Genomic DNA, 17,000 nt, shown 5'->3' with positions numbered 1-17,000 from the left:
TTTATTTCCGTCTCAATTCATTTTGAAAGCGACTGTGTTGAGTCAGCGGCATATTCTGCCTTACTTGTTGGCTTTGTGACAAATCTATCTCTGTCACCAATAAGCCTACTTCATCCTGAAGCTGTTTATGGATACGTCCCCAAGGGTCAACGACCATTGAGTGTCCCCATGTTTTTCGTCCACATGGATGCGTTCCAGTTTGTCCGCTTGCCAAAATCCAACATTGTGTCTCAATCGCTCTAGCTCGCAATAGTATTTCCCAGTGAGCTTGCCCCGTCACAGCGGTAAACGCAGCGGGCACCACAATGATATCCGCCCCTTCTTGACGTAATACTTTATAAAGTTCTGGGAAACGTAAATCATAACAAATGCTCAATCCAACACTGCCGATATCAGTTTCCGCAACGACTATTTGATTACCCGCCATAAACGTATCCGACTCACGATAACTACCATAACCATCGGCTACGTCGACATCAAACATGTGCAGTTTGTCATAGTGAGCAATGCATTTACCGTGCGGCGGTAATACCAGTGTTGTGGTCGTGACACCTTTTGCGGTTTGAATGGGCATGCTTCCGACAATCAGTGTTAACTGGTTCTTTTTTGCGATTTCACAGAGCCGCTGTTGAATCATGCCACTACCAAGTGGCTCTGCATGTTGATGATAAGCTTCGCGACTGGCAAATAGCACTGTATTTTCAGGAGTAAGAACAAGTTTGGCACCTTGCTTGCTCGCTAAAGCACACTGTTTTTCAATGAAGTCCAAATTCACGTTAATATCCGGACCCGAAGTCATTTGAATAATGCCAACACGTTCCATGTGTTTCCTCCCTATTCCATTATATTCGGTGAGTTATTTGGCCTGTTCACGCAGTTTTTCTGGTAGCTTATATTCACCTTTACTTCGCGAAATTTCTTTCACCGTTGGTGAATCTAGTGGGCCTTTCACTTCATAATTGACTTGAGTGAAGACCTCTACCACCGGAGATATCACCGTAGAGATGGCCAAGACATACAAAGCAGTTTGAGGCGCAACGGCAAACGCGGTCAGCATTGGTAGGCCTGATGTGATGTCTGGTGTGAATTTCACTTCCGCATCAACCATTCTGCTGTTCATATTAGCGATGCCGCGGATTTGCATTTCCCCTGCTAACGCATCCATTACGATATCATTGGTGATAAACACACCGTCTTGGATTTTGCCCGTTCCCGTGATCGAGTTGAATGCCATGCCTTTATCGAATACGTCGGTAAAGTCGAGCTGCATCTTACGGATGATAGAATCCAAGCTAAACAAGCCTAACAAGCGTGCCGCACCACTAACTTCACTGATCACGCCTTTACCAAATTCCGTTGAGACGTTTCCTTGCAAGGTTTGTGTCTTCATTGACCAAGGTGCGCCGTCCCATTCCATATTGGCATTGATCTCAAATGGTGCTTGTTGAATGCCTGATGTAATACCAAAGCGCTCCATAAGATCGGTGTTGTTATCACCTTTCATTTTCATGGTTAAGTTGGAATGACTACTCTCTTTCGTCAGGTCCCACCAACCACTCATATCAATGCGGTTTTTGCCGCTACTAAAGGTGATATTTTTCCACTCCAAGCGGTTCTCGCGACGCTGCAAATCAACATTAACTTTGCCCACTTTGTAACCTTGCAGCCAAAAATCATCGATGTTCAAAGTTAAGTTTGGCATCTCTGCGTGAAACTTGCGGTCAAAATTGGTAATCAAAGGTGCGTTTTGATCTTCACTCGCAAAGATTGAACTGCGCTCTTTGGTCATCTCTTCAAACCCTGGGATGTACAGATGCAAGTGCTCTAGAGAGACCGATAGATCATAGGGTTTCAGATAGTTAGCTTTCCCTTTAACCTCTTGACTGTCCACCTCGAGTTGCCAACTCAAATTTTTCTTGCTTGCTGAAAAATCCACATCATGAAACTCAATCCCACCGAGCTGTAAGTTTGGCGTTTCAACTTCAATGCGTGTCGGCAATGGAATGGTCGGCGTTTTCATGCTTGCCAAAACAGACGATGAAGGCTTGCTCTCAGAGACCTGCGCAAGCTCCGCCCATTGGTCTAAATTCAGTTCTTCGACACGCACCGAAGCATCGTGCCCGACAATAGGACTAATCCGGAAGCCACCTTTGCCAACCATTAAATGAGTCGCAGTCAGAACCGGGACATCGCCAGCGATATCTATCTCAGTTTGATACTTCACATTTGGGATCTGTAGTCGTGCAGAAATACTCTCTTGGTTGCCGGATGCTTGCAGTTTCGCTTGCCCAGACTCACCAATTTTTTTCGCTAAAGGATAAGGATATTGACTAGCCAGACGATTTAGCTGCGCCAGCACTTCAAGCTGATAAGTGAAACCAACATCATTGAGTTGCAAGTCAATATCCATTTGCCACGGCGCATGGCCAGAAACAAGGTTTAACCAACGCTCACCGACATAGGGTTTGAGCGGCTCGACATCCCAATCTCCTAGTGTATTAATTGTCACGTTGTAGCCTTGCTCCGCACTCTCTCCATGGAAATCAAGAGAGATAGGCTGTTGTAATAATTCGGCCGACAAACCCGATGTGGTAACCACATCATTGTCGAAGGTGATACGTCCTGTGGCGTTTTCAAGCGTCATTGGCGGCGCTTCAATATCAACACGATTTTCTGTTAAATCGGCATAACCCCAAGCGCGAGACTCTTTTTCAAAATCAAACGGTATGTTGAGTTGAAACTCAGAGTAAACGGGCCCACTCACTTGCAGCGCTGTCAATGCGGCACCGACTGAATCCACTAATGGCGTCGCCATCATGTAGTCACGGACTTCATTACCCGGCGCGCTTGCTTTCGCTTCAATCTCGATGTGTCCACCTTCTGCCAACTCAGGGATTCGCCCAGTGATACGCTTGGCATGAACGCCATTTAGTGTGGCTGATTTTGAATCCAAATACATGGCATCATTTTCAAACAGCAAGTCTAGCTGCAAATCCGTGATGGTTGGCCATGCCGTATCAAAGCTAAATTTCGCGTCTTTTAATCCAACCCAAGCTTGGAACATGCCATTATGTTCTTTGTAAGGAAAATCACCTAACTCGCCATACCACAACAATTTCGCTGTGTTCACTTTACCGCCCTGAATCGCGGTCGAAAGATAGTCGGTCAAGTCTTGTCCAAGTGCCAGAGTCGGTAGATAGCGCCATGTCTCACCCGCGTTGTAGAGATCCGCTTCGGCATAGAACGATAAAAATGGGCTTTGTTCTTTTGGAAAATCAAGACGGAATGCCCCCAGGACTTGAAGATCAGGCGTTGCTGCCGTCACTTTGTCCGACCACAAGCGCCAGCCGCTCTCATCTTGCTGCCAGATAATATCGACTTCACCTTGTTTGATATTCAGCGGAGCTTGGAATACATCGCCGTACGGAAATACATCATCAATGACGGTGACTTTTGCTTTAGCTTGATTCACATCCCCCGATACGCTGCCCTGTACGTGATGAAACCCGGGTAGGAGCTCCCATTGTGTCATCGCGAGTTCATCCAGTTCAGCCGAGTAGCGTAAGGTGTCTAAACCGCCGTTCATTGACAATCGGACATCTTCGACCCGACCTTTCGGTGCTAGTTTGTTAATAAGGTCACTGGTCGACTCTGACTCTGGAGCCAACTTGATGAGCGGAATGAGTGCTTCGATGTCGATTTGAGAGAGATTGAGCATCCAGCCGTTTGGTTGCCAATCAAACGCGACGTCTAGCTCTGGCCAAGGGGTGTTGTCGGTTCTGATCTGAAGTGAGTGGCCATTTACTTTCCAGCCTTGTCTATCTGGTCGAAGATTGAAAATTCCAGACTCAATAAACAGCTCATGATGTCCATCTTCATTCCACACCAACTCGGAAGGCAGTAATTCAACATAAGCATCATGCGGTTGGCTATGTTTGAGCGTTAGCCAAGTATTTAAGCTGACTTTACCCGACTCTGCTCCTGACTCTTCTTGCATGTAAGTGGTCAGCCAAGGTGTGACCGAGACATCTTGAGCACTCACGTAAAACTCACCAGATACATCGCGCAACGAGCCATGATCTTTAAAGTTAGCGCTTACTAACAATGAGTTCAGGCGAACATCGGCAATGCTAACCGTGCCCTCGGCTACGTGACGCTTCCCTTGATTACTCCAACGAAGCTGCTCAATATCTAAACGGCGAGTTTCACCTGACACAGACTTATACCAAATCCGTGAATCGCTAATAGTGAAGTCTTCGAACTGACGTAAAAGAAGTGAGTCGAGTTGGTCAATGAGTTTCACTTCGCTCTTATCCACTTCAGGCTTCGGATCTTGACGATGAGAAGTCGGCAGAATGTCTACCGTGTGAATGTCTAAAGCGAGGTTATGAATGGTAAGGTCTGCAACTACAGGTTTAAGTTGAAAAAGAGATTGAATAAGGTCGAACTCAATTTGGACTTCTTCAACAGCGAAGCGTGCATCTTGCACGTTTGGTAGATTTGCCTCTAAACCCAGTAACGCGATTGAGGGATGATTATTGCGCCACGTCCCTGCGACATTGGCAATAGAAACGTCAAAACCTGTGCCTTGCTTGACCCAGGTTTTGATCTCATCTTGGAAATGGTTAAGTTGCGGCAATGTGACGCGCAGCGTGGTCACTAATATGGCTAATAACACCAATACAGTAACTAAACTCCACGCACAAAAACGCCCAAAACGGTTAACACCAGAATTCACAAATGTTCCAAATTACATCATTACGACGTCAAACTGTTCCTGAATGTACAGGGGTTCAGCCTGAACTCGCACTTGCTTGCCAATAAATACTTCGAGCTCTGCCAACGCATGAGACTCATCGCCCAATAGCGCTTCAGCAACAAACGGCGATGCGTACACGACAAAATTATCGGCGTCGTAAGCACGGTTCACACGAGTAATCTCGCGTAATATCTCAAAGCATACGGTTTCGACCGTTTTCACGCTGCCACGGCCTTCACAAGTAGGACAGCCAGAACACAAGATATGTTCAATACTTTCTCGTGTGCGCTTGCGCGTCATTTCAACTAAGCCAAGCTGGGTAAAGCCGTTGATGTTGGTTTTTACTCGGTCTTTCGCCAGCGCCGTTTCCAGTGAGGTAAGTACTCGCTGACGATGCTCTTCGGATGCCATATCGATAAAATCAATAATGATGATACCGCCGAGGTTACGTAAACGTAGCTGACGCGCAATAGCTTGCGTTGCCTCTATATTGGTATTGAAGATAGTCTCTTCGAGATTACGACGACCAACAAATGCACCCGTGTTGATATCGATGGTGGTCATGGCTTCGGTTTGATCGATGATCAAATAGCCGCCCGATTTTAGCTCGACCTTGCGCTCTAAAGAACGCTGAATTTCGTTTTCGGTGTCGTACATGTCAAAGATTGGCTTGTCACCTTCGTAAAGCTCAAGCTTATCTGTTAACTCCGGTACATACTCAGAAGTGAATTCTTTCAGGTTCTCGTATTCAAGGCGGGAGTCGACCATGATCTTATCGAGCTCTGTGCCAACAAAGTCACGCAGAATGCGTTGAGCTAAGCCGAGTTCACCGTAAAGTGTTGAACGCGTTTTGTATTTTGAGCGACGCTCCATGACTTTTAGCCACAAACGCTTTAGAAATGCCGCATCTTGAGATAGCTCTTTTTCATCAGCGCCTTCTGCCGCGGTACGAATGATAAAACCACCGTGCTCATCGCAGTAATGGTTCACCACCTTTTTCAAACGCTCACGCTCTTTCTCACTTTCAATACGCTGCGAAACACCGACATGGCTGGCCCCCGGCATAAAAACAAGATAACGCGAAGGTAAGGTGATATCCGTCGTTAAACGCGCACCTTTCGTGCCGAGCGGATCTTTGACCACTTGCACAACAATGTCTTGTCCCTGGCGTACCAGTTCAGAGATATCACGGACTTGAAACTGCTGTTTTTCGTTTTCTGCCACACATTCGGTATGAGGAACAATATCTGACGCATGTAAAAACGCCGCTTTATCTAAACCAATGTCGACGAAAGCCGCCTGCATACCTGGTAACACTCGGCTTACTTTGCCTTTGTATATATTGCCCACAATACCGCGACGCGATTCGCGCTCGATATGTATTTCTTGTAGTACTCCACCTTCAATCATGGCCACACGAGTTTCACTCGGGGTCACGTTAAGCAGCAATTCTGCACTCATGTGCACACCTCAAAACAATTATAAAAATTCTTGAATTAGCTGATCGGTTTCGAACAAAGGTAAGCCTACTACAGCGTGATAACTGCCTTCGATTCGGGTGACAAATCGCCCTCCGAGTCCCTGAATACCATAACTTCCAGCTTTATCGCATGGCTCTCCTGACTGCCAATATTGTTCGATTTCTTCGTGAGTCAGTGGTTTGAACCACACGTCAGTGGTAACGACCACTGAATGTTGTTGTTCCGATGATACAACGCTCACCGCAGTCATCACTTGATGACGACGACCCGATAAGTCAGTAAGCATACGCTTTGAATCTTCAAAACTTTTTGGTTTTTCTAGCACACGGTCATCGCATACTACGACCGTATCAGAGCCCAATACAACGGAATCAGGCTTAGCCAACGCTAAGCCTGCCTGAGCTTTTTCCAAAGAAAGACGCAACACGTAATCTCGTGCTTGCTCATGAGCCTGTTTGGCTTCCTCAATATCAGGCAATACGATCTCAAAATCATAACCCAGTTGAGCAAGCAGCTCTTTTCTTCTCGGAGAACCCGATGCGAGAACGAGAGATAAGCTTTTCTTCACCGCTTTACCTTACGTGCCATGCACGACGAACTCGTCGCATTAATAAAAACATCCATGGCCAAAGTATACAGTTTATTGCCGCCGTCCACAGAGATAATGGATTAAATACTACGTCCTGGTTCAAATATTCCCCACAGAATATCAAAACTTCCAATAACGCAGTAAAAAAGGCAATTAAAATCGACTGTTGCCACAATGCCATGTTGCGAATCAACAGGAAATTCAGCGCCACAAGGTAGATAACGATCGACATCATCATGCCACGAATTCCAAGCGTTGAGCCGATCAAGATATCCCACAATAAGCCCAACACTAGCGCAGTTCCGACGTTCACTCGGTGCGGTAGTGCCAACACCCAATAACACGTGACAAGGAACAACCATGACGGACGTAACACATCTAACACACCTGGCCATGGAATGGTTTGCAGTACCAGCGCAACGAAGAAACTGACGCCAATCACCATTCGGCTACTCAATACATTATTGGCCATCGGTTACCTCTTGTTCTTGCTCTAACCCTTCATCTACATTGGACCGCAGTACTTTGTGTTGACGGTCTTCATTCGGCCAAATCAGCAGTAGGTAGCGTAAGCGATCAAATTCCACAACCGGCTCAGCCTTGATTGAGGCGAACTCTTGACGCGTATCGTGATCCACATTGGTAACCGTCGCGACTGGATATCCTTCAGGGTAAATACCACCTAAACCGGATGTCACCAATAAATCACCAACCTGAATATCTGTGCTGGTTGGAATGTGCTCCAGTTGGATTTCATCCATTTCACCATTGCCCGATGCGATCACTCGGATATCATTGCGGATCACCTGGACAGGAATTGCATTTTTCGCGTCCGTTAGCAGCAGAACACGTGCGTTGTGCGCTGCGACAAACGTGACCTGACCAACGATGCCTTTCTCATTGATAACAGGCTGACCAACGTAAACACCATCAATACGGCCTTTATCGATCACCACTTGATGACGATAAGGTGAAGTATCAACCGCCATTACTTCTGTCACGACTTTCTTTTCATCACGGACAAATGAAGATCCTAACAACTTACGTAAGCGTTGGTTTTCTTCTTTATACTGGTCGAGCAAGATAAGCTCGCTTTTCAGGCGTAGCACTTCTCGCTTTAAGCTGCGATTGCCTTCAACCAATGCCTGATGAGAATTAAAACGTTCAAATACGCCATCGAACATACTACGAGGTAAATTCGCTGCGTACTGAATCGGTGCAACCATACTGTTTAGTAGGTATCGAACGTTGGAAAACGTATCTAGACGACTATCGGCCAGCATTAAGCTCGCCGACACGATGACAGCAAAAAACAGACGTAATTGCAGAGACGGACCTCTGCCGAAAATCGGTTTCATCTTGTTTTTGACCTGATTGCTTCCATGATTATTGAGCCTTACTTGGCAACCTAAAAATACTTAACTAAATACTTTTAGGTATGGAGCATGTTTGAATTACAGAGAGAGCAGAAATGAAGGTGAAGCCCGACATGAGCTTCACCTAAACCTTTATTCTTCAGAGAACAGATCGCCACCGTGCATGTCGATCATTTCTAGTGCTTTACCGCCACCACGCGCAACACACGTTAGTGGATCTTCCGCGATAACCACAGGAATACCAGTTTCTTCCATTAGTAGACGGTCTAGGTCTTTAAGTAGTGCACCACCACCGGTTAGTACCATACCGTTTTCAGAAATGTCTGAAGCAAGCTCTGGTGGACACTGTTCTAGTGCAACCATGACTGCTGATACGATGCCAGATAGCGGCTCTTGAAGCGCTTCTAGGATCTCGTTTGAGTTCAAGCTAAAGCTGCGTGGCACACCCTCTGCAAGGTTACGACCGCGAACTTCAATCTCTTGAACTTCATCACCTGGGTAAGCAGAACCGATTTCGTGTTTGATCTTTTCAGCCGTTGCTTCACCAATCAAGCTGCCGTAGTTACGACGTACGTAGTTGATCACAGCTTCATCAAAGCGGTCACCACCGATACGTACAGACGATGAGTAAACCACACCGTTTAGAGAGATAACGGCAACTTCAGTTGTACCGCCACCGATATCGACCACCATTGAACCTGTCGGCTCAGATACGCGTAAACCAGCACCAATTGCCGCCGCCATTGGCTCGTCGATTAGGTAAACTTCACGCGCACCAGCACCAAGTGCTGATTCACGAATTGCGCGACGCTCAACTTGGGTAGAACCACAAGGAACACAAACAAGAACACGTGGGCTTGGCTTTAGGATGCTGTTATCGTGCACTTGCTTGATAAAGTGCTGAAGCATTTTTTCGGTTACGTAGAAGTCAGCGATTACGCCGTCTTTCATTGGGCGAATAGCGGAAATGTTGCCAGGTGTACGACCAAGCATCTGTTTTGCTGCGTGACCGACTGCAGCAACGCTTTTTGCAGAACCTACACGATCTTGACGAATAGCAACTACAGAAGGTTCATCAAGGACAATTCCTTGCCCTTTTACGTAAATTAGAGTGTTGGCTGTACCTAAATCGATAGATAGATCGTTAGAAAACATGCCACGAAGTTTCTTAAACATACTCTTCGCTCATCCTGCAAAAATATAGAAGACAAAAATTGCTCTAAATGTACCAATGCCTCGCTGTCACAGCAAGGTATTGGTACACAAACATGAGCAGAAAGCCTCAATTTCTTGCAGTTTCCTAACTTAAGGGCAAAAACCTAAGTTGTTACTGTCCGGTTAACCCTGGCTCACCACGGTAAATCACGCGATCGTTACCTCGATGAATACCAAAGGTGACGACGGAGGATGGGTTTTCTTCGGAGCCATCATTGTCCCAATCATATTTGAGCCAAGGGAGGTTGTTACCACTAGGGTCGAGATTAAGCCAAACTTCAGCTTGTTGACGTCCACAGTCTGCGCGCTCTTGCTTAGCAATAAGTTCACGCATGGCACCATCGTTAACCGTCGTTCTGACGCCTTCAAGTAAAATGTCGCAGTCGGAGCCATCATCAGGCCAAACTGGCTCCTGGCTTTTTAGAGTTGGGGACACTGTTGTCCCGTTATCCTTACTGTTTAAAACGAATCGGGTATCTCTCCAATACTCCACTCTAAGGGGGATATTAACAGATTTACCCTGATTCACTCCCACATCATCCAGAGCTATGCGACCAAACCTGACATCAGGTTGCGATAGTAGCTGTTGCGAAACCATTCTATCTTCAGTGCTATTTTGCCCTTCTTTTAAGAACATCGTAGGATCAACATAGCCAGATACTTTAGTTCCATTATTATTAAGTGAAAGCGAAATAGACGTTTCGATGGAACTATCCTTGTCTGCCGGTAGTTTTGAATTAAATGGACCATCGGGACTCGGCAAAGATAAATCTTTACGCCAATAAACTGAGTTATCCCAAGTTTTGCTCCACACAGCTCCCGACCAGTTATCACTAGTCAAATCGGAATCCAAAATGCTAAGTCTATCTGAGTAACCACCAGCCAAATACAAATCTGCTTTTAAAGAATTGGCAAAACCACCATAATTTTGAGTTGTGTAACCGTTAGCGTTATATGCTGTGACTTCAAACTTAACCGATTCAAAATTCTGTCCCATATATACAGATTGATTCTGATTATCAGGGTAGGTCCACTCTGTCCCGGTGACTTTAAAGTAATCCGGATAGAAGCGCCCAATGGTTGACTTACCATCGGCTATTTTAAATGCATTACTACCAAGATATAGAGATGTGCCAATATCATCGCCATTTTCATCTTTAGCAACTGGTGCCTCAGCAATAAGCTCGAAAACACCGACTTCTGAAACCGATTGATCAAACGTCACACTGCCACGAGACCATTTACTTGATTCTGGTAGCTTCTCATTTAGAAGTTTGGCTAATGAACCATTAGACGGGTACTTCACTTTATTACTAACCGTAATAGTCTTCTCTTGATAGTTCTCAGCAACCGTATCATCATCTTGCAATGCCGAGATGGTTAACTCAAAAACTTCACCAGCAGCAACAAACCCCGAAGAGCAGCCATTTTTACTGTTGGTGCACTCTCCGCTCTTATCACCACTCTTTGCAGTAACTTTCAGTTTTGAAGGAAAACTAACGAAGCTGCCGAATCCATCCGAGTCATCAACACCTTCAACACTGGCTTTAAGTTTGACCTTTCCAGCTTCAGAGTATCTCAACTTAAAGAATGCCTTGCCTTCATCATCAAAATAAACATTAGGCAGGTATTTATTAGCTCTGGTTAGCTCGACATTTGAACTCCATTCTACAGCCTGATCTTTCACTTTTTTCTTGTAAGAAATCACGACAGGTTGAGAGCTATCGATCGGTGCCACTTCATAATCAATCGACATATTAACACCGCGAGATTCACCGCCGTCTTCAGTTCGAGTTGAACAAAACGATAGGTAGTCCTCCCCCGTAGATTCGCGACTAGCAACTACATCATTAACATTCACCGCAAGCACATTTGAAGCGAAGGTTACATTACAGTTGTTAGCAGATAGTGGCCCGCCATTAATTCGACATCGTGCCCCTTCAAAGCCAAACTGTGGTACGGAACTTTGATCGATACCCAAAGTAATATCGCCAGCTCTTGAACCTTGCAGCTCAAGCTGAGTTTCATTCTCAAACTGTACATTTGTACCACCAACCCAGTTGGCAACATTATTGCCAGTAGATGGAAGTAAAGTGACAGAGAGAGGCGTTAAGCTGCCATCATCGTATGCATCTCTAGGATATTGCTCAGAACAACTTTCATTCATACAAGCTCTAAGTGTCACATCAGAAGCCTGACACGTACTGCCTGAGCCTGAGTAGTCAAACTCGAAATGATGAATACCATCTGTTAATCGCGAGTACTTGTCCGCACAGACTCGGAAGTTATCAATATCATGCGTATTGGTAAGCATACCTGTGGATGCCGTTACCGACAGACGGAAGTTATCTGGAATATAGTTAAAACCACCTTTTTTCAAAACGTTAAACTCTTCGATAACAGGATCCCATCCGCCATTTTTTCCGACTTTTCGAAATACAGCCAGCGTTATCGTATCGGTGTTACGCGAATTTAAAACTACTTTATAACGATGCAGTTTCTCTTTACCTTTTCGATTATCCAACGAGCTGCTGTATTTTTTGCCAGTGATATACGGATAACCTTTCAACCACTTACCATTCGCATCTTGGACGCCCTGTCCACGCACCCCAACATTATCAGCAACACTATTTGAAACGATTTTCTCGCTCCCTTCACGAATGTAGTTACCAAACTCATCAATACCAATACCTAGCCAGCCACCAGCAAAGCCTTCTACATCTTTGGAGACTTCAGGGTAGTGATTCTTTAGAAGCTTCATCCCGTAACCAAGCGGACCACCAAATGCCCCGGTTTGAGGAGGGACACTCGCATCAGAAATCACCAGCGCAACACCGTCAGCACCATTCCCACCATATGCATTGTGATCAAACTCAATCTCTAAATAGTTCTGATCTGACGGAAAAATATAGTTATATGCAGAGGCTGTTGCCTGCTCTGGTTTATTTGAGTTTAAGATGAAACGTCCATCAGAGATATGGGGCTCGTCACTGGTACCAAAGCCCATCACCGACCAGTTTGACAATGAACCTGAATTGAAGTTTTCTTCTGGTAATAGTGAACATTGCTGTGTTGGAGGAATAACAGGAACTAATTCAGGACAAAGTGAGGCTACAGCCTCTATTGGGCACTCTCCGGTCTGGGGGGGCTGACAGTTGGGATCATCTACACCACAATAAATGTCACTATCATTGTACTCGTAAGAATGTGATTTTGAGTTAACAGAACCACAGACGGTCGAGCTTTTTACTGTGGCTTTCCCGTGGGACTGAATCGCTTCACTAAGAGTATAAACACCTCGATTTTGATCGAGTTTAGAGTTAGTCAACGATACTTCGCTACCTGTTGATTCTACCCGGCCACAAACCAATGAGTTTTTAATATCGACTTTATGTAGAGCGAGAATATTTCCGTGTACTTGGTTATGGCTCTCTAGGATCACCTCGTGACCTTCACTAGTTACATCCCCAGTAACTTTCGTTTGTTTTAAAGTAACTTTGCTTCGTGCCCAAACATCACCTTGAATTTCATTTTCATTTGATTCTGTCTTTACTTCACCGCCTTGACTTGTAACTTTCCCCTCGACAACCGTCTTCTTCAACGTTATATCACCATGCGCTATAACATCACCATGAATCCTGTTACCATTGCTCTCCGTTTTAATTTGTCCACCCGTACTCGTAACATTGCCATTCACTGTTACTTTCGAGAGAGTTACGTCTTTAGCCCCCTCAACACTGCCATTAATGACATTCCTTTTACCTTTTATCTCAATACCATCAGAGTAACTGGTAACATTGCCTTGTACTTCTGCATCTTCAAGAAGCACCTTTCCGTGGGATACGTAGATTAAACCGTGAACCTTAATATCGTTCTTGAGTTCAACTGCACCGAAAGACTCCACACGCCCAAAAATTTCAATGTCATTTTTACCTTTGAAATCGCTGTTCTTGGATAGGATATTGATCGAATGTTCACTGCTTCCTAAAGTATTTTTTCCTTTAAGTTCAACACCACCATAAACATGAATGTTGATATCACGGTAAGCGTTGACTGACTGGCCTACATTCATTGTAAGACCATTGGGACAAATATAGTTGCCAAAATCATAATAATACCCACCACAGAAGCTCCCTCTGGCTTTCATTTTCCCCTGACTAATCGACCAATATGGAGTCATATCATTTGGAACAGCAGAAAAACTTTCAGAAGAAAACAAACTGACGAATAAAGCAGTAATTATTATTCTTTTCATTATCCTAATCCCTAACCCAAACTTCTTGCTGACGCTGTACCTGTATAACCCCAGAACCACACGTTGCCGTGGCCTGCACCTTAAAAAGAGATTCAGCGTCAGGGGTACCCTCATTGAAAGTACCTATATTTGTACATGCCATCGCATTAACCTTGCACCCACTTCCCACAGCTACCGGCGGAACGGCACCGCTAACCTCCCCACTGCATACGGTCTCGATATCTGTTGTACTTGTATCTAACGGATACATCTTGGTCAGTGCCCACTCATTGGCGGACTGAGCAACAAACCAAGCTTTTGTTCCCAAAAACTCTCTTGTTAATCCGCTTTGATTCGACCATGTAACTTTCATTAAAGAGGAAGCCAAATATCCCATTACAATAATGACGAATAACACGATGATTAGTACATTTCCGCTGGAGTTTCTTTTACGGGACATTGAGCACCTGCACATCTTGTTGATACACACTACGTTCACCATCCTGCTCAAACTCTAGATTAATATGAACTAAACCACCTCGTTGCAGAGTAGACTCTAGATAACGCATACCACTTACGGACGTATCGACACTATCCGCAACTGTAATACCATTTCGCGTAACTCGCTTGGTATCAAAACAGTAGCGAACCTCCGACTTCTCTTGATAAATATAAAGACGGCTAGAAACAGAGGATCCCGTAATCGTACTTGCCCCCCCACTAACAACAAAAACCTTACCTGTTTTAGCTAAACCACCAATGGCTATATTTCGCGAAGAAGTTGATTGTAAATCTTCATATCGGCTCGGATTTATCACCATCCTGCGATTCGTAGGAATAGGATTAAGCGTTGAGTCATTACCTAGCAAAAACTCTAAGTCATTATTCTTAAACGTGTAAAAACCAGAATATTCAATCGGCACAAACTCTAGACAATTAGTTGTTCCTTTTGGCACATGAAAACTATTAGGTACAGCATGGCGGATTTCACGCGTCATCTTTTCTAAAACAAACTGAGCTTGTGTTTGTATTCGTTGGCGGTCGATAGTATCAGCGTACCCTTTCATTCCTAACTGGACATACCCAGCTATACCCAACATGATGAAGCTGCCGATCACAATCGTAACTATCATTTCCATTAAGGTGAAACCACGAGCTTTCATCAGTAGTTCCCTTTAATAGCGGTTAAAGTAAGGGGCTGCGTGTTCCCCGCAAAAATCCGTAATGTTACTTTTTTGTATTCGGTTATTTCATCGGGAGCTTTATCCGTCAGATCATCATAGGCAACGCTAATTTCTAATCTAAAGTTTTTGTACTGCTCAGTACTGTCCGCACCAAGTACATCACTAATATTCCCTCTAGGGATACCATCACACTGAGAAGCCGTTGTAGATGTGCTCCAACACCCGATATAGTCATCGACATCATTGAAATCACTAGGCGTTGTTTCCAAGGAACCGTCTAGTTTTTTATCCGCACCTAATTTATTTACGTCAGTGCAGCTCACTCCATTCTCACCACACCGAACGGTGCCACCATCAAAGTCGCTGTTTTCATCGAAGCCTCGCGCCAATATCTGAGACATGAAACCTTGGCCTAATGCGGCCGCGCGGGTTTGATAATGAGGGATGGCGGAATCTCGAATTTGAGGGACAAGAAAAGAAGTAAACGCCACCATCGCAATGCCCATTAAAACAATCGCGATGATCATTTCTATTAACGTCATGCCACTAGATTTCTTCATGAGCATGTGCCTTTTGAAACATAACCTTGAGTATTAATTTCAACTTGGCAGCGGCTTCGACCATGCTTATCTTCAATCAGGATTGAAACCCCACCACTCGCGGAGTTTATTGGATTACCCAATAAATCAAACTCGATTGGATTAGTTGCAGCATTGGTCAGTGAAAACTTTGCGGATTTATCAACAACCATGTCACTACGAGTGTCTCTTTCCTTACTAGCCAGGCCGCATGCAGCACTAGACCCTATGCAAGAGCTTGTAATCGACAAACAAAAGTTAGTGTAGCTAGAGTCCTCTCCAGCTTTATAGCTACTAGGTAGGCACCTTTCAGGATAAGACTTATTTGGGATGCTGATATTCGACTGCATACGATTCACCTGCACTTGGCGAATCACAGAAATCACACGTTCTTGTAATGCATATGCAGAGAAACTGCCAGAGCCCATAAAACGGCTGGCTGCAAAAAGTGAAAGGATAGAGAGGAGAACAATCACGAGGATTAACTCCATTAACGTGAACCCTAATGCAGAGCTGCGAATTTTCATAACCCAACCTTAGGCTTAGAACAAGCGAGATAAGTATACGATGAAATTATGAGATTAATGATAGGTTTATAATTTTTCGATTCGAAGTGTGAACAGACGAACAAATAACCAATATCTAGTTATTTTGCCCTTTTGAACGACTAATCTCTTCTTCAATTCGATCGTAAGTTTCTTTGTTGCTTAGCATCTCAGAAACGTGCTCAGCGGTCTGCTTGGTTTGCTCCCACTTCGCTTCGTAAGTTTCTGGTTCAAAGCTGATAAATCTTGGTAATACCACATAACCGATCATACCTAAGATAATCAGCACAACGACAAACTCTATTGCACTAAGACCCGATGATTTACGCATATGAACTATTCCGAAATTAATCAAAATAAAGAGATAAAGGCCAGACTAGCTGGCCTTTTGAGTAATATTTATTACTTACACTCATTCGCAGTTTTAGTAACAGCGACTGTTGCTGGAGTATCTTTGTCTTTAGCTTGAGTGTATTTAACACATTTCGTGTCGTAGTTATCGAAACCGTATGCAATGTATTTAGGGTCAGCATTAGTATCTACTTTCTTAACAACCCAATCTTCCGATAGACCATCAACAACTAGAGATAGCGCTGCCGAAGTTGCTTCTGGGTAACCAAACTCTAGGTTTAAAGTTGAAGTACCGATACTGATTGCACCGTCAGCTGTTGCCTCTTGACCTTCAATTGCTGCTTTACCGTAAGTAATGCCAGCAGCACCAGTCATAGCACCTTTCAAACCATCAAGAGCTGAATCACGAGCATCATCTTGCAGGTTAAGGAAACGTGGTGCTGCAGTGACCGCTAGAATACCTAGGATTACAATTACCACTACCAATTCGATAAGGGTGAAACCACCTTGTCTTTTCATTGTTTACTCTCTCTATGTAAGCATGCAGTACAACTGCAAAGTTTTGTTTAGGTCACGCGACCATTTTGGATATTGTCAAAACGGTTTGGGGCGTGCGACGTGAAGTCGTATGAAGCGCTGTTCACCGCTTAACGAGTGAACCATCTGTATCACCAGATGAACCTAGGAG

The 17,000-nt window shown here is 44.6% G+C and carries 14 protein-coding genes; all 14 read right to left on the bottom strand.

Going from position 1 to position 17,000, the window contains the following annotated elements:
- Nucleotide 1: 1 nt before the first annotated feature.
- The gene (locus R8O10_RS19500; protein ID WP_158156919.1) at nt 2-823 is read right to left on the bottom strand and encodes a carbon-nitrogen hydrolase family protein; all 822 of its coding nucleotides are present in this window, start codon (nt 821-823) and stop codon (nt 2-4) included.
- A 33-nt stretch (nt 824-856) separates the two neighbouring features.
- Nucleotides 857-4,738 (bottom strand): YhdP family protein, encoded by a 3,882-nt coding sequence (locus R8O10_RS19495; protein ID WP_154205006.1) that lies wholly within the window; start codon nt 4,736-4,738, stop codon nt 857-859.
- A 12-nt stretch (nt 4,739-4,750) separates the two neighbouring features.
- A complete protein-coding gene (gene rng, locus R8O10_RS19490) occupies nt 4,751-6,220 on the bottom strand; it encodes a ribonuclease G (RefSeq protein WP_005381138.1) in 1,470 nt (489 codons plus the stop codon).
- Between the two features lie 18 nt (nt 6,221-6,238).
- Nucleotides 6,239-6,808, bottom strand: a complete 570-nt coding sequence (locus R8O10_RS19485) for a Maf family protein (RefSeq protein ID WP_005381139.1) — start codon at nt 6,806-6,808, stop codon at nt 6,239-6,241.
- 4 nt (nt 6,809-6,812) lie between these two features.
- The gene (gene mreD, locus R8O10_RS19480; RefSeq protein WP_005381141.1) at nt 6,813-7,301 is read right to left on the bottom strand and encodes a rod shape-determining protein MreD; all 489 of its coding nucleotides are present in this window, start codon (nt 7,299-7,301) and stop codon (nt 6,813-6,815) included.
- Entirely contained in the window at nt 7,291-8,187 is an 897-nt protein-coding gene (gene mreC / locus R8O10_RS19475; protein ID WP_005381142.1) for a rod shape-determining protein MreC, read from the bottom strand. The genes mreD and mreC overlap by 11 nt, the downstream gene beginning before the upstream one ends.
- Nucleotides 8,188-8,337: 150 nt before the next feature.
- A complete protein-coding gene (locus tag R8O10_RS19470; RefSeq protein WP_005381144.1) occupies nt 8,338-9,381 on the bottom strand; it encodes a rod shape-determining protein in 1,044 nt (347 codons plus the stop codon).
- A 151-nt stretch (nt 9,382-9,532) separates the two neighbouring features.
- Nucleotides 9,533-13,675 carry a DUF6701 domain-containing protein gene (locus R8O10_RS19465; RefSeq protein ID WP_199266799.1) on the bottom strand — a complete coding sequence of 1,381 codons (4,143 nt, stop codon included), beginning with the start codon at nt 13,673-13,675 and terminating at the stop codon, nt 9,533-9,535.
- 4 nt (nt 13,676-13,679) lie between these two features.
- Nucleotides 13,680-14,114: a hypothetical protein gene (locus R8O10_RS19460; RefSeq protein WP_025767605.1), complete on the bottom strand. Its 435-nt coding sequence runs from the start codon at nt 14,112-14,114 to the stop codon at nt 13,680-13,682.
- The gene (locus R8O10_RS19455) at nt 14,104-14,817 is read right to left on the bottom strand and encodes a PilW family protein (protein WP_154205003.1); all 714 of its coding nucleotides are present in this window, start codon (nt 14,815-14,817) and stop codon (nt 14,104-14,106) included. The genes R8O10_RS19460 and R8O10_RS19455 overlap by 11 nt, the downstream gene beginning before the upstream one ends.
- Nucleotides 14,817-15,398, bottom strand: a complete 582-nt coding sequence (locus R8O10_RS19450) for a type II secretion system protein (RefSeq protein WP_025767603.1) — start codon at nt 15,396-15,398, stop codon at nt 14,817-14,819. The genes R8O10_RS19455 and R8O10_RS19450 overlap by 1 nt, the downstream gene beginning before the upstream one ends.
- A complete protein-coding gene (locus R8O10_RS19445; protein WP_258654915.1) occupies nt 15,395-15,943 on the bottom strand; it encodes a type II secretion system protein in 549 nt (182 codons plus the stop codon). The genes R8O10_RS19450 and R8O10_RS19445 overlap by 4 nt, the downstream gene beginning before the upstream one ends.
- Nucleotides 15,944-16,058: 115 nt before the next feature.
- Nucleotides 16,059-16,292 (bottom strand): type II secretion system protein, encoded by a 234-nt coding sequence (locus R8O10_RS19440; RefSeq protein WP_318191660.1) that lies wholly within the window; start codon nt 16,290-16,292, stop codon nt 16,059-16,061.
- 71 nt (nt 16,293-16,363) lie between these two features.
- Complete coding sequence (locus tag R8O10_RS19435; RefSeq protein ID WP_318191659.1) at nt 16,364-16,831, bottom strand: type II secretion system protein; 468 nt, start codon at nt 16,829-16,831, stop codon at nt 16,364-16,366.
- Nucleotides 16,832-17,000 lie beyond the last annotated feature (169 nt).

The organism is Vibrio sp. 1727 (assembly GCF_033344415.1).
Lineage (GTDB): Bacteria > Pseudomonadota > Gammaproteobacteria > Enterobacterales > Vibrionaceae > Vibrio > Vibrio alginolyticus.
The sequence above is the reverse complement of the archived record's forward strand: the minus strand, read 5'-3'. Positions and strand labels throughout refer to the sequence as shown.

Excerpts from the sequence above, each read along its gene's own strand:
- R8O10_RS19500 (WP_158156919.1), bottom strand. The coding sequence starts at position 823 with ATGGAACGTGTTGGCATTATTCAAATGACTTCGGGTCCGGATATTAAC.
- R8O10_RS19455 (WP_154205003.1), bottom strand. The coding sequence starts at position 14,817 with ATGAAAGCTCGTGGTTTCACCTTAATGGAAATGATAGTTACGATTGTG.
- R8O10_RS19460 (WP_025767605.1), bottom strand. The coding sequence starts at position 14,114 with ATGTCCCGTAAAAGAAACTCCAGCGGAAATGTACTAATCATCGTGTTA.
- R8O10_RS19450 (WP_025767603.1), bottom strand. The coding sequence starts at position 15,398 with ATGAAGAAATCTAGTGGCATGACGTTAATAGAAATGATCATCGCGATT.
- mreC (WP_005381142.1), bottom strand. The coding sequence starts at position 8,187 with ATGAAACCGATTTTCGGCAGAGGTCCGTCTCTGCAATTACGTCTGTTT.
- R8O10_RS19440 (WP_318191660.1), bottom strand. The coding sequence starts at position 16,292 with ATGCGTAAATCATCGGGTCTTAGTGCAATAGAGTTTGTCGTTGTGCTG.
- R8O10_RS19435 (WP_318191659.1), bottom strand. The coding sequence starts at position 16,831 with ATGAAAAGACAAGGTGGTTTCACCCTTATCGAATTGGTAGTGGTAATT.
- R8O10_RS19465 (WP_199266799.1), bottom strand. The coding sequence starts at position 13,675 with ATGAAAAGAATAATAATTACTGCTTTATTCGTCAGTTTGTTTTCTTCT.
- R8O10_RS19470 (WP_005381144.1), bottom strand. The coding sequence starts at position 9,381 with ATGTTTAAGAAACTTCGTGGCATGTTTTCTAACGATCTATCTATCGAT.
- rng (WP_005381138.1), bottom strand. The coding sequence starts at position 6,220 with ATGAGTGCAGAATTGCTGCTTAACGTGACCCCGAGTGAAACTCGTGTG.
- R8O10_RS19445 (WP_258654915.1), bottom strand. The coding sequence starts at position 15,943 with ATGAAAATTCGCAGCTCTGCATTAGGGTTCACGTTAATGGAGTTAATC.
- mreD (WP_005381141.1), bottom strand. The coding sequence starts at position 7,301 with ATGGCCAATAATGTATTGAGTAGCCGAATGGTGATTGGCGTCAGTTTC.